The organism is Luteolibacter arcticus (genome assembly GCF_025950235.1).
Classification (GTDB): Bacteria; Verrucomicrobiota; Verrucomicrobiia; order Verrucomicrobiales; family Akkermansiaceae; genus Haloferula; species Haloferula arctica.
In genome coordinates, this window is sequence record NZ_JAPDDT010000010.1 from 167,220 (window position 1) to 180,212 (window position 12,993).

Sequence of the window (12,993 nt, forward strand, 5' to 3'; positions counted from 1 at the left end):
TTGATTTCATGAAAATACATTCATGCATGATAGACCCATGAAAGAACCTATCTTTTTGGATTGTTCATTCATGTCCGTTAGATTAATCGACCCTCCGGTGTTGACCTCCCCATGTCTCAAGACAGCTTCCAATCCCTGGTGAATCGGCTCGAGTCCGCATGGAGCGGCCGGCCGGAGGGATTGTTGAGGCAGACCGTGGCTTGGGTGACTCTCGGCTATCTGGCGCTGGCGTTCTCCGTGCTCGCCGGATTCGTGCTTTTGGTCACGGGCGTGGTGATCGCGGTGCTCTATCAGAGCCTGGCGGTGACCCTGCTTGCGGGGTTGATCTCGCTGGCCGGATTGGCGCTGGCGGTCTTCGTGCTCGGCTGCCTGTGGGTTCGCTTCGAGCCGCCGGAAGGACTGGTGCTGGAGGAGAGGGACCACCCCGAACTCCACCGGCTGCTGTGCGAACTCGGCGACCTCGCTGGCGGCGTGCGGTTTCACCGCGTGATGCTGGATGCAGAGATGAATGCTTCCGTGGTGCAGAACCCGCGCTTGGGAGTCTTCGGATGGTATCGTGCCCATCTGGTGATCGGCTTGCCATTGATGGAGGCACTCTCGCTGGACGAGTTGAAGGCAGTGCTGGCCCACGAGATCGGCCATCTCACCCGCGCCGACGGGAAGACCTGCGCATGGCTGCACCGGACCCGCGAAACCTGGGAGCGGGTGGTCGACCGGTTTTCGCGAAACGGCTTCTGTCCCGTCATCGGGGATTTCTTCCAGTGGTTCTGGCCACGCTTCAATTCGCGAGCCCTGGTACTATCGCGGTTCAGCGAACTGGCGGCCGACCAGTTCGCCGCGCAGGCCGTCTCGCCGCAAGCGTTGGCCTCGGGATTGAGGCGCCTGGCGATCCTGGGGAAGCGGGTGGAATACGAATTCTGGGAGCCGCTCGATCGTGCGGTGGACGAAGGCATCGACTTGCCGGCAGACGTGATGGACCGGCTTTCCGAGGCAGTACGGCGACCGGTGGATCCCGACCAAGCGGCCGCTTGGCTGGCCGAAGCCATGGCCGTCCGCACGGGATCGACCGACAGCCACCCCGGACTTGCCCCGCGGCTGGCAGCCCTGGTATTGCCCGCGGTCCCGGACGATGAACTGCCGCTGGATCTCCCCGGAGACATGTCGTCCGCCGATCATCTTCTCACGCCGCCCTTTCTCGAGCACGCGCGCCGACACTTCAGCCGGATGTGGCTGGAGGAGGTGCGGGAATGCCGGGCACGGCAGGCTCGCCTGCAAGATTTGGAGCACGCGGCCGGCATCCGCAAGGCGTGGGACCGCATCGCGGCGCTGGTTCGCTTGGACGGGCTGGAAAAGGTCCAGCCGGAGGTGATGGCCCTGCTTGAGCGTCAACCGGCCCATTCGGGTGCCCTCTACCTGCGGGGCAGCCATCTTGCGGAGAAATGCGACCCGCAGGCCTGCGAATTCCTCGAGCGGGCCACCTCCGATCCAACGATCGCAAGCCGGGCCTTCGAGACCTTGGAACGGCTCCACACCAGCCATGGCCGGGAAAAGGAGGCGGCTCTCATCAAGGAACGGGCGCTCCAGCACGATCTCGAACTGCGCGCCGCCCTAGTCGAACGAAGCCGGATCAGCAACGGCGACTCCTTTTTCCCTCACGACCTGTGTGACACCGACCTCCACGCTCTTCGTGAACTTCTGAACGACGAACCGTCCGTGGCGCGAGCATGGCTGGCCGCCAAAGAAGTCCGCCATTTCCCCCGCTGGCCGCTGGTGGTCATCGGGCTCGAACTCAGCTACAGCCTCTCCGCCAATGCCCGGCGCGCCTTGGACACCCAGCTCATGCACCTCTGGAGTGGTGAAGCCTACGTAATGGTATTCCTGGCGGACGAAGGCATGAAACCGGTGCTTCGCACGCTGCGCCGGACCATTCCGGACGCCGAAGTCTACCGGCGGAAATGAGGCACGAAAAAAGTTTCAGCATTTTTGAACGTTCATCGAACCCAAGGGTCTGAATCCATGAAGACCGCGCTCTGCGTAGTTTTCATGTAAGGGTGAACAGCATATTGTCAGACGAACGGCCTCCGGCCCGACGAAAGACGATTTTAGCCGCCGGGGGTGGGACCCCGGCGGCAATTTTTTTGCCCGGATGGGAGGGAGTGCTGGCCTCGGGAAAATAGGACCTATGAGACCTATACGTCCTATGCTCTTCACCTTCGCCGAGCGAGCGACCCCATGGCCGCCGCCACGGCACCCGGCAGATTGACGCCACCGTTGCCTCCGAGCCGCAGGTCGATGTCCTCCAGCCGCTGGATCAGGTCGCGGACTTCCTTGCGCGACGCCGGGCCACCGGCGGCCTCGCAAAAATGCGTGCGGCAGCCAAAGGGCCGCCCATCGTAGATCTGACAGCGGTTATTCTTGAGAAACGGGCAGGCTCCATCGGGTGCTTCCGGCACCTCGGTGCGCCCCGCCGCACGCCACGCCATCGCCGCGACCACGGCCTCGCCCTTCGTGAGAAAGGGCGTCCGGCCGGTAGCCCGAAAGCGGCAGCAATCGCCGCGACCGGTGCAGGCGCGTTCGAGCGGACGCTGCTCCCATTCGCGATAGATCGCCCGGACCTCGGTGGCGATGGCGCGTAGATCCGGGGTCACGGCAGGTCCAGCTTGCGGATCCGGATGCCGCGGAACTCGACCCGGCCCTCATTGAATTGCAGCCCGATGTGCCCGCCCGCCAGCGGCCTGCGGTCCTTGTAGTCAACGACCTGCTTGCCCTCCAGCCAGACTTCCACGCGGCCGCTTTCCACCTTCACGCGGAATTTCCGCCACTCCGGTGCCTCGCCGCCATCGTGGCGGGCCCGGCCCACCAGGCTGCCGGTCGGGTAAGGATTCGAGGCCGGGGCGATGTTCAGCTCGTAGCATTGGTCCGCCGGATCGGTCACGGTCTTCGGCGTCGAGAGAAAGACGCCGCTGTTAGTGCCGTCGGGCGCGCGAAACTCCACTTCCAGTTCATAGTCACGGTAGGTGCCGCGGGTGGTGAGCAGCCCCCGGTCTCCCTTGGTGGCGACGATGGCCCCGTCCTTCACCTGCCAGTCGACCTTGGTCTGCGGATCCCAGCCGTCGAGATCGCGCCCGTTGAAAAGCTCCTGCCACTCGGCCCCGCAGGCCACGCCCAAGAGCAGCAGACAGGCGGCGAGCGCTTGCACGATGGTTTTCATGTTTCCAGATTGCGTCAGGGTGGCGCCTGCGGGCAAGCGCCCGCTTGCCCAACAAAACCAAGCAGACATTTCCGGAGGAAAAGGCAGATTTCCGCCGCTTACCGGCTACTACTTCCCGCCACTCCACCCGCCATGAAAGCCAGAGTTCTCGCCATTGCCGCCGCCCTCGTCTCGTCGCTGACCGCGGCCCCGATCTTCAAGGAGCCGCTCAAAGAGGAACGCATCGTCCTGCTCGGCAATGGCTTGGGCGAGCGCATGCAGTATTACGGCGGCTTCGAGAGCCAACTGCACCTGCGCTTCCCGGATCACCATCTGATCGTCCGCAACCTGTGCTATCCCGGCGACACCCCCGCCTACCGCCCGCGCGCCGGCCGCAAGACGCCATGGGCATTTCCCGGTGGCGAAAAGCTCCGGCCTGAACTCAACCAGCACAAGGGCGAGGGCCACTACCCCTCCGAAGACGAATGGCTGACGATCTGCAAGGCGGACACCATCCTCGCGTTCTTCGGCTTCAACGAATCCTTCGACGGCCCGGACGGCGTGGAGAAATACCGCAAGGAGCTGACCGCGTTCGTCAATCACACCCTCTCGCAGAAGTACAACGGCACCGCCGCGCCGAAGCTCGTGCTCGTCTCGCCGATCGCCTTCGAGAACCTGACGCGCTTCTTCGATCTCCCCGACGGCACCAAGGAGAACGCCAACCTCGAGCGCTACACCAAGGTGATGGAGCAGGTCGCCAAGGAGCAGCAAGTCGGCTTCATCGATCTCTTCACGCCCACCAAGCAGGCGTTCGCCGAGGCGAAGCAACCACTCACGATCAATGGTTTTTCGCTGAATGAAGCCGGCGACGTTCAAGTGGGCAACCTGATCGCCAACGACCTCTACGAAGCGCAGGAAATCGTGATCGAGGGCAACCCCGGCGATGTCGTGCGGATGGTGAACCAGAAGTCGTGGTTCTGGCAGAACGACCACCGCATGCTCAACGGCGTCCATGCCTACGGCCGTCGCTTCAAGCCCTACGGCGATTTCAACTACCCGCAGGAGATCGAAAAGATCCGCCAGATGACCGCGAACCGCGATCGCGCGATCTGGAGCGCGGTGAAGGGACAAACCACCGACCTCAAGGCCGAGGACGCCAAGACCCGCCCGCTGGATGAAGTGAAGACCAACTTCAACCAGCCGATCCAGTACCTCCGGGAGAAGAAGGCGCTGGAGTCCTTCAAGATGATGGACGGCTTCGAGATCGGCGTGTTCGCGACCGAGGAGGATTTCCCGGATCTCGCGAATCCGATGCAGATGACCTTCGACAACAAGGGCCGCCTGTGGATCTGCACCATGCCGAGCTATCCGCACTACCGGCCGGGCGATGAGATGCCGAACGACAAGATCCTCATCCTCGAGGACACCGACGGCGACAACCGCGCCGACAAGCAGACCGTGTTTGCCGATGGCCTTCATCTGCCCATCGGCATCGAACTCGCGCCGGAAGGCGTCTATGTTTCCCAAGAGCCGAACCTGATCCTGCTGCGCGACACTAACGGCGACGACAAGGCGGACACGCGCGAGTACCTGCTGCACGGCTTCGACCCGCACGACACGCACCACGCGATCCACGCCTTCTGCTCGGACTCCGCCGGCGCGATCTACATGGGAGAAGGCGTCTTCCTCCATTCGCAGGTGGAAACACCTTACGGCCCGCAGCGCTGCACCGGCGGCGGCATCTGGCGCTTCGATCCAAAGAGCTGGCGGCTCGACCGCTACGTGCAGACCTATTTCAACAACCCATGGGGCATCGCCTTCGATGACTGGCAGCAGTGCTTCATCGCAGATGCCTCGGGCGGCGAGAACTTCTGGGCGCTGCCGATTTCGATCAAAGCGCCGTTCAGCTACGAGACGAAGAAGATCGGGGAGTTCGCGCCAAAGCGTGCCCGCCCCACCGCCGGTGCCGAGTTCATCTCTTCCCGCCACTTTCCGGATGAGCTGCAAGGCGGCTTCATGACCAACAACTCGATCGGCTTCCTCGGCACCAGCATCCACCAGGTGTGGGAAGACAAGGGCGGCTTCTCCGGCAAGCACATCGGAGATCTGGTGACCTCGTCCGATCCCAATTTCCGCCCGGTCGACCTCGAGTTCGCGCCGGATGGCTCACTTTATATCGTTGATTGGCACAACGCGCTGATCGGCCACATGCAGCACTCGGCGCGCGACCCGAAGCGCGACCACGAGCACGGCCGCGTCTATCGCATCACCCACAAGTCGCGTCCGCTGGTGAAGCCGGCGATGATCACCGGAGCCTCGGTGGCGAGTCTCTTCGGCATGCTCAAGGAGCCGGAATACCGGACCCGCTACCGCGCCCGCCGCGAACTCCGCGGGCATCCTGCTGACACCGTGGTCGCCGCAGCGAAGGCGTGGATCGGCACGCTCGACAAAGCCGACCCGCGCTACGAGCACCACCTCTGCGAGGCGCTGTGGGCAACCTGGGCGCAGAACCGCGTGGATCGGGATCTCCTCGGCTTGTGCCTTTCCGCGAAAGCCCACCAAGCCCGTGCCGCCGCAGTCGAGGTCGTGCGCCACGCCTGGCGCAAGATCCCCGATCACGCGGACATTCTTCTCAAGGCCGCCGGTGATCCCGAGCCGATCGTCCGCCTCGAAGCCCTCGCCGCTGCCTCGTGGCTGGATAACCCCGACGGTGCCCGCATCGCCCTCGAAGTGCTCAAGCAGCCGATCGACAAGTGGATGCCGGAAGCCGTGAAGACCGCCTTTCTCACGCTGGCCGACGACATCGAGATGCTGAAGAAAGAAGGGAAGCTCGATCTAAGCGGCAACCCGCGCGCCGCGGACCTGCTCGCCGGCAAGCTCAAGCCGGAGGCGGAAGAAAGCACTCCGCCACCCGCCGAGCCCAAGCTCCCCACCGCCGACCTCGAACTGTGGAGAATCGGCAAGGAAGTCTTCTCCCGCGAAGCCCACTGCGCCACCTGCCACCAGGCCGACGGCAAGGGCCAGGAGAAGATCTACCCCCCCCTCACCGGCAGCGAGTGGGTCACCGGCAACGAAGAGCGCCTGATCAAGCTCACTCTGAAAGGCCTCTACGGTCCGATCACGGTGAATGGCACCAAGTTTGACCCGACCACCGGCGTCCCGCCAATGATGGGCTTCGGCCCCCTGCTCAATGACAAGGAGCTCGCCGGCGTGCTCACCTACGTCCGCAACAGCTTCGGCAACCAAGCGCCCGCGGTGAAACCCGAGACCGTTGCCAGGATCCGTGAGGCGACCAAGGACAAGATCGACTTCTACACGCCAGAGGAGCTCTTGAAGCAACATCCGTGACGGGATCGCCACACGCCTGACCGATTCGGAAGGCGGGGATGACTAATTCAGTCAAACATTCAAGGGGATCACCCGGATGGGGTATCCGCATGAGAAGGCCTCAGTCGCTTCGCCGGAGGAGGGGCGGTCGTGGCATGGCAGCCGCTGGTTCAACGGCATGGCAACCGTTGGCTTCTTACTCGATATGGATGGCGTCATCTACCGGGGCTCCCGGCTGATTCCCGGCGCGTCCGATTTCATCACACGCCTGCGGAATCATGGGATTCCCTTTCGCTTCCTCACCAACAATTCGCAGCGCGCCCGCCGGGACGTCGCGCTGAAACTCCATCGCCTCGGCATCGAGGCGAGCGAAGACGAGGTCTTCACCTGCGCGATGGCGACCGCCCGTTTCCTGGCTTCCCAGAAGCCGAACGGCACCGCCTACGTCATCGGCGAACACGGCCTCGCCGCGGCGCTGCATCGCAATGGCCTGACTGTCGTCGATGACGATCCGGATTTCGTGGTCGTCGGCGAGGGCCGCACCATGACCTTCGAGATGATCGAGCGCGGCGTGCGGTTGGTGGAAAAGGGCGCCCGCCTGATCGCCACCAATCCCGACCCGAATTGCCCCACCGATCAAGGCACCCGCCCCGGCTGCGGCGCGATCGTTGCGATGATCGAGCGCGCCACCGGCGTGGTCGCATTCTCCGTCGGCAAGCCGAGCCCGGTGATGATGCGCGCCGCCCGCAAGGAAATGGGCCTGCGCACCGACGAGGTCATCATGGTCGGTGACACCATGGAAACCGACATTCTCGGCGCCGTGCAAATGGGCTACCGTAGCGTGCTCGTCCTCAGTGGCGGCACCCGCCGGCAGGACCTGAAGAAGTTCGCCTATGAGCCGGATTTGATCGTCGACCACATTGGCATGATCCCGGACTCATACATTTTCGCAAATATGGAGCCAGCGTTGGCACCGTGATAGCTCTTCCTGGTTAGCGGATGGTCCACGATGGAGGAAGGTTTCTTGGGTTTAACTAACCTCCATCGCGGTGCACCACGGCGGGTGCGGGATTTCTTGGGTTTACTCCCGCGCCCGCCGGGGTCATTCGTTTGAAGGACGAAGAAAGGCGGTGGCTGAAAGGGCTGCCGTCTTTTTGCTTTTGTAGGCCTCAATGACCGCGGCGCAGCCGCCCTTGGACTGCTCCGATCATTCGGAGCTCTTCTAGTGAAGGGTGTAGCGGGCTGCTCTTGCGGGACTAGGCGATCCTGCAGGATCGCTTCAATCCTCCGTGAAAAGCGGACCGTTTGGTTCATTCAAAAGCTGGGAACGATCCCAGCAGTCCAAGGGCCTGCGGCTTTCATTCGGCGGGCCGTTTCCTTTTCGCTTTCCAGCGAGATGCAGCTTCGTGCCTCATCCCGGCGGCATGGAAGCCGCCATCCAAGCACTGCTCGACCGCATCGAACGCCAGCATGGCGTGACGATTCCCTACGCCTGCGAATCCGGCAGCCGCGCCTGGGGCTTCGCGTCGCCGGATAGCGACTACGACATCCGCTTCATCTTCGTGCGGCCGGAGAAGTCCTACCTGTCCGTGCTCGACGGCAATGAGTCCATCGACCTGCCGCTGGAAGGCGAACTCGATGCCGGTGGCTGGGATGTCCGCAAGGCGGTACGCTTGTTAGGAAAAAGCAATGGAGCCCTGGTCGAGTGGTTGCACTCGCCGGTGGTCTATCTCTGCGAGCCCGGATTCCGCGAGCGCTGGCAAACTACGGCACGCGCCGTATTTTCGCCCCGCGCCTCGCGCGACCATTATCACGGCCTCGCCAAGCAAATGGTGCTCGGGAAGCTGGAGGGCGAACAGGTGCGGGCGAAGGACTACCTCTATGCCCTCCGTTCCATCCTCTGCGCGCGCTGGATCGCAGATGGAAACGGAATTCCACCGGTGGCCTTCGCCGAACTCGTGCCAAGCGCACCGCCGGAGATCCAAGCCCTGATCCCCGGCCTGCTTGAGCACAAGGCACGCACCGCCGAAAGCGAGCGCATGCCGCGCGTGCCGGCGCTCGATGATTTCCTCGCCGCCTCGCTGGCAGAGCAGGTGGAGATCCCGGCGATCCCGCTCCAGCCGGAGCCTCTCGATGCGCTATTGCGTGCGGAGATTCGCCGGCCATCGCAGATCCTGAAGCCCGCTGATTTCACGCTGGATCGCGTGCGCCAGCATGACCTGTTACTACTCGATACCGTCGCTGGAAGCCAAGCCTATGGCACCGCCATCGCAGGCTCCGATGAGGACCGCCGCGGCGTCTTTGCCGCGCCGCGTTCGTTCTTGTTCGGACTCGATGCGATTGAGCAGGTCGCCGACGAACGCAGCGATCAGGTTTACTACGAGCTCGGCCATTTCGTGGCGCTGCTGTTGAAGAACAATCCCAACGCACTCGAACTGCTGGCGATGCCCGACGACTGCATCCGCCACCGGCACCCGCTATTCGAGTGGCTGAAACCGGAGATCTTCTTGTCGAAGCTCTGTGCGAAGACCTTCGGCGAATACGCCATGGGTCAGATCCGCAAGGCCCGCGGACTGAACAAGAAGATCGTGAATCCCGAGCCCGAGCAACGGCGTGCGATGCTGGATTTTTGCCACGTTCCGGAAGGCCAGGGCAGCACACAGGTGATCGAGTGGCTCGCCGCGCGCGGCATCAGCCCGCGGGAATGCGGCGTCACCGCCGTGCAGCACGCCGCAAGCATGTTCGCGATCTACCATGACCGCAGTAGCAGCGAGTTGCGCGGCCTCGTTTCGCCGAAGGACCCCGACACGCTCATCTTCAGCAGCGTGCCGAGGGAAGCCGTCCCCATCGGCTGGATGCACTTCAACCGCGATGCCTTCCAAGCCCATTGCAAGGCCCACCGCGAGTATTGGGAATGGGTCGGGCAGCGCAACGAAGAGCGCTACGCGACCAATGCCAGCCACGGCCGCGGCTACGACTCGAAGAACCTGATGCACACGCTGCGCCTGCTCGACATGGTCGGCGAAATCGCGACCGAGGGCGAACTGCGCGTCCGCCGCCCGAACCGCGACTACCTGCTGCGCGTCCGCTCCGGCGAGTTTGCCTACGAGGACCTCGTCGCCAAGGCGGAAGAGCAACTCGCCAATGTCCAGGTAGCGTTCGAGAAAAGCCCCTTGCCCGACCAACCGGACCGCGACCAAGTGAATGCCCTGCTGGTGGAGATCCGCGAAGCCTTTCAAGCCTGAGGGATGAAGCCGCAGGCCCTCGGACTGCTGGGATCATTCCCAGCTCTCCGAACGCAGGGTTACGCAGTTCGTTCTAACAGCCGGGAAGCGATCCCGGAAGGTCGCCTATACCCCAGTGAGCAGCCAGCCTCACCCTGAGCTCGAAAGCGGCGAAACATCGCCGCAGTCCAAGGGCGGCTCCGCCGCGGCCATCGAAAGCCGCCTTGCCCTCTCTCCGGAAAAATGGGATAGTCTTCCATGCCAGACTACCATCCTGGTTTGCGTACGTTCTTTCTGCCTCTCCGCGAGGGCCATGTGACCTTGCGCGAGGGAATGGAAAGGCTCCTGTCCATCGGCAATCCTCAGTCCGAGGTGCCGTGGATCGTGCGGGTCATGGAAAACCCCGCCTTCAACGTGCCGCCGCTCTCGATGTTTCGCGGGCGGGTCACGCTATACCAACACGATTGCGTTCACCTGCTGCTGGGACGCGGGACGACGCTGATGGACGAGGCCTTCGTCGTCGGCTTCACCATGGGCTCCACGAAACGCATGCGCACCTCCGCCACCGAGTTCTTCGGCCGGGTCGCCAGCCGCTTTTATCCGAAAGCCTACCGCTTCCCGCCAAAGGCGCGGCGGGTCTTCCAGGATGCGGTGCACCTCGCCGCCATCTCGGATTGCCAGCCGCTCGATCAAGTCGATTTCCACGCGCTGATGGACTACCCGCTGCGCGAGGTGCGACGGCGGGTCTGCGTCGAGGAAAGCCTGCTGCAGGCCTATTACGAGATTGAGGCCGCGCGGAACCCGCGGATCGCGGCTTGCCGGCGGCTGGTGGAAGGAACGACAGCAGCGTGACAAAATCGGCGCGACTCCTCAACGTCGGGCCATGGCATGGCGCATCGACGAGCACGTGATCCGCGGTGAGATCGACAACCGCACTCGAGGCAAGGTCACCGGACGAATCTGGTTCACCGGCAGTGATGAGCCGGTGGTGCTGGAGTTGGAAGGCAACCCGTGGCGCGACCTCGCCGGCCATCTGCTGCGCTTCTCCAATCCGACGCCGAAACCCGGCCTCCGCGAGGGCTTCGCCCCATTGCAGGACGGCGTGGTCGGCGACATCACCGCGTCCCGCAAGGTCAAGGTGCCGGACGTTCCGATGGAGGAAGTGATCGCCTGCTACGAGAAGAAGCAGCCCTTTCCCTGGCACTGGGGGAACTCACTCTACCTCGAGTGGTTCAGCATGAAGAATGGCCGGGTGGTGATTGAAACGGCCGACTTCAAGCTCGATCTGGACGACACCGCGGTCTGGACCATGAGCGATGAGGAGGAGATCGAGCAACGCCGCGCCAATGGCGAGGCGATGACCGGCTTCATGGACCGCATGATGATGGCGGTCGCGGAACAAAGCGGCCATGACGACGACGATGCCCCGAAGAGCAAGGCCGAGGCGGAGGCCGATGCCGAGGCGGCTCGCATGGACCTGCTGCTGGACCGCGTGCAGGCAAGGATCGAGCGCGAGGGACACGACGATTTCGAGCGGATCTTTGACGAAGAACGCACCCGCCTGATGCGCGAGCGCGGCGAATCCGATCCGCAGCTTACCCCCGAGCAGGAGGCCGAACGCCAGCGCTGGATCGAGGAAATGAACGCGATCTGTGCCGAGTCGGTCGAGAACGCGGATGCGGACGATTGGAAGGACGACCAGCGCCATCCCTTGATCGAGCGCTGCGTGGAGCTGGCCGTGCGGCTGCACCACGAGGTTGGGGAATGGCTGCCGAAAGATGCACCGCAAGAGCATCCCCTGCTGGAGGTGATCAACGGCGTGCAATCGGCCTCTGCCAAGCTGGGCGGCGCGCTGGAGTCCGCCGACGAGTGGCCCCCGGACAAGTTGTTTGCAGGTGACGTGCTGGTGCGCCTGAAGAAAGCCCGGGAGTGGCTGCGCGATGCCCTGCATGGAATCGACGCCGCCGATCATGAAAGCCTGGCGACGCCGGTATGGCGGGCTTTCGTGCGGAAGGAGACCGGCGAGATTCTCGGCGAAGTGGAGGGGCTGATCGCGGAGGTGCGGGAGGTGCTGGCGGAGGAGGGGTGAACTCTATTTCCGCTTCATCGGAGCCTCGATGATGCCCTCTTCCGTTTCCTGCTTCAGCCGGAGCTGGCCGCAGGCGGCGTCGATGTCGTGGCCTTTTTCGAGGCGCAGGGTGGCCGAGACACCGGCGTTTTTCAGGATGTCGCGGAAGGCTCGGCACCGGTCTTCCGACGGGCGCTTCCAGTCGAGGCCCTCGACGGTGTTGTAAGGGATCAGGTTCACCTTCGCCGTCAAGCGCCGCGCGTGGGTCGCCAGGATGCGCGCTTGCTCGAGGTCGTCATTCACGCCCTCGATTAGGATGTATTCCAGCGTCAGGTGCTGCTTCTTGCGGGAGTTCCAGTAGTCGAGTGCGTCGAAAAGCTCGGCGGTGCCCCACTTCTTGTTCACCGGCATGATCTGGCCGCGAACGTCGTCTGTCGCGCCGTGCAAGGAGATGGCTAGGCGGATCTGCTGCGGGTGCTCGGCGAGCTTCCGGATCTGCGGGACGAGACCAGAGGTGGAAATCGTCAGGTGCCGCGCGCCGAGGTGCAGGCCCCAGGGCGAGGTGATGATCGAGATGGAGGCGAGCAGGTTGTCGAGGTTCGCCAGAGGCTCGCCCATGCCCATGAAGACGAGGTTATCGACACGCTCGCCGGAAAGGCGCTCCGCCATCAACACCTGGCCGGCGATTTCCGCGGCTTCCAGATTCCGCGAGAAACCCGCCAGGCCGGAGGCGCAGAATTTGCAGCCATAAGCGCAGCCGACCTGCGACGACACGCACAGGGTACGCCGGTCGGACTTCTCGCCGTAAAGCGCGGGGTTCGCGGGGATCAGCACGCTCTCGACGTAGCGGCCGTCGTGGAGCTTGAAGAGGAACTTGCGGGTCGTGTCACCGCTCCCCTGCGTCTGCGAGTGGTCCAGTGCGTGGAGTCGAAACGACGAGGAGAGCTTTTCGCGCAGCGCGGCTGGCAGGTTGCTCATCGCATCGACTGACGCGGCCTTCTTCTTCCAGATCCAGTCAAGGATCTGCCCCGCCCGGAATGCAGGCTGCCCCTCGGCGGCCAGATAGGCCTCCAAGGCAGCGGGATCGTAACCGGTCAACGCGGGGAGCACGGCGGGAGCATGAACGCGAGAAGCCGCGCGTCCAATCCGATTAGATGCGGATCCAAGCCAGCGACCCGAAATTC

Annotated in this window: 9 protein-coding genes; 6 read left to right on the plus strand and 3 right to left on the minus strand. The window is 63.6% G+C overall.

Going from position 1 to position 12,993, the window contains the following annotated elements; all coding sequences use genetic code 11:
* Positions 1–111: 111 nt before the first annotated feature.
* The gene (locus tag OKA05_RS20355) at positions 112–1,959 is read left to right on the plus strand and encodes a M48 family metallopeptidase (RefSeq protein ID WP_264489030.1); all 1,848 of its coding nucleotides are present in this window, start codon (positions 112–114) and stop codon (positions 1,957–1,959) included.
* A gap of 248 nt (positions 1,960–2,207) precedes the next feature.
* On the opposite strand, the gene OKA05_RS20360 is transcribed toward OKA05_RS20355, so the two are convergent.
* Complete coding sequence (locus tag OKA05_RS20360) at positions 2,208–2,648, minus strand: YkgJ family cysteine cluster protein (RefSeq protein WP_264489031.1); 441 nt, start codon at positions 2,646–2,648, stop codon at positions 2,208–2,210.
* Complete coding sequence (locus tag OKA05_RS20365; RefSeq protein ID WP_264489032.1) at positions 2,645–3,211, minus strand: 3-keto-disaccharide hydrolase; 567 nt, start codon at positions 3,209–3,211, stop codon at positions 2,645–2,647. The genes OKA05_RS20360 and OKA05_RS20365 overlap by 4 nt, the downstream gene beginning before the upstream one ends.
* Positions 3,212–3,343: 132 nt before the next feature.
* Between OKA05_RS20365 and OKA05_RS20370 the strand changes: the two genes are divergently transcribed.
* The 5 genes from OKA05_RS20370 to OKA05_RS20390 all read left to right on the plus strand — a co-directional run bounded on the left by OKA05_RS20370 (position 3,344) and on the right by OKA05_RS20390 (position 11,830).
* On the plus strand, positions 3,344–6,538 hold the full coding sequence (locus tag OKA05_RS20370) for a PVC-type heme-binding CxxCH protein (RefSeq protein WP_264489033.1): 3,195 nt from the start codon (positions 3,344–3,346) through the stop codon (positions 6,536–6,538).
* A 157-nt stretch (positions 6,539–6,695) separates the two neighbouring features.
* Positions 6,696–7,496, plus strand: coding sequence for an HAD-IIA family hydrolase (locus OKA05_RS20375; RefSeq protein ID WP_343226984.1), 801 nt, complete (start codon positions 6,696–6,698; stop codon positions 7,494–7,496).
* Between the two features lie 445 nt (positions 7,497–7,941).
* Positions 7,942–9,762 carry a DNA polymerase beta superfamily protein gene (locus OKA05_RS20380; protein WP_264489035.1) on the plus strand — a complete coding sequence of 607 codons (1,821 nt, stop codon included), beginning with the start codon at positions 7,942–7,944 and terminating at the stop codon, positions 9,760–9,762.
* A 258-nt stretch (positions 9,763–10,020) separates the two neighbouring features.
* Entirely contained in the window at positions 10,021–10,593 is a 573-nt protein-coding gene (locus OKA05_RS20385) for a hypothetical protein (protein WP_264489036.1), read from the plus strand.
* 31 nt (positions 10,594–10,624) lie between these two features.
* Positions 10,625–11,830 (plus strand): hypothetical protein, encoded by a 1,206-nt coding sequence (locus OKA05_RS20390; protein WP_264489037.1) that lies wholly within the window; start codon positions 10,625–10,627, stop codon positions 11,828–11,830.
* 3 nt (positions 11,831–11,833) lie between these two features.
* Here the strand turns inward: OKA05_RS20390 and rlmN are convergent, their stop codons facing one another.
* Positions 11,834–12,919 (minus strand): dual-specificity RNA methyltransferase RlmN, encoded by a 1,086-nt coding sequence (rlmN, locus tag OKA05_RS20395; RefSeq protein WP_264489038.1) that lies wholly within the window; start codon positions 12,917–12,919, stop codon positions 11,834–11,836.
* Between the last annotated feature and the right edge of the window lie 74 nt (positions 12,920–12,993).

What these genes read in the sequence shown, in the direction of transcription:
- OKA05_RS20370 (WP_264489033.1), top strand. Translation starts at nt 3,344, where the DNA reads ATGAAAGCCAGAGTTCTCGCCATTGCCGCCGCCCTCGTCTCGTCGCTG.
- OKA05_RS20375 (WP_343226984.1), top strand. Translation starts at nt 6,696, where the DNA reads ATGGCAACCGTTGGCTTCTTACTCGATATGGATGGCGTCATCTACCGG.
- OKA05_RS20380 (WP_264489035.1), top strand. Translation starts at nt 7,942, where the DNA reads ATGGAAGCCGCCATCCAAGCACTGCTCGACCGCATCGAACGCCAGCAT.
- OKA05_RS20365 (WP_264489032.1), bottom strand. Translation starts at nt 3,211, where the DNA reads ATGAAAACCATCGTGCAAGCGCTCGCCGCCTGTCTGCTGCTCTTGGGC.
- OKA05_RS20390 (WP_264489037.1), top strand. Translation starts at nt 10,625, where the DNA reads ATGGCATGGCGCATCGACGAGCACGTGATCCGCGGTGAGATCGACAAC.
- OKA05_RS20355 (WP_264489030.1), top strand. Translation starts at nt 112, where the DNA reads ATGTCTCAAGACAGCTTCCAATCCCTGGTGAATCGGCTCGAGTCCGCA.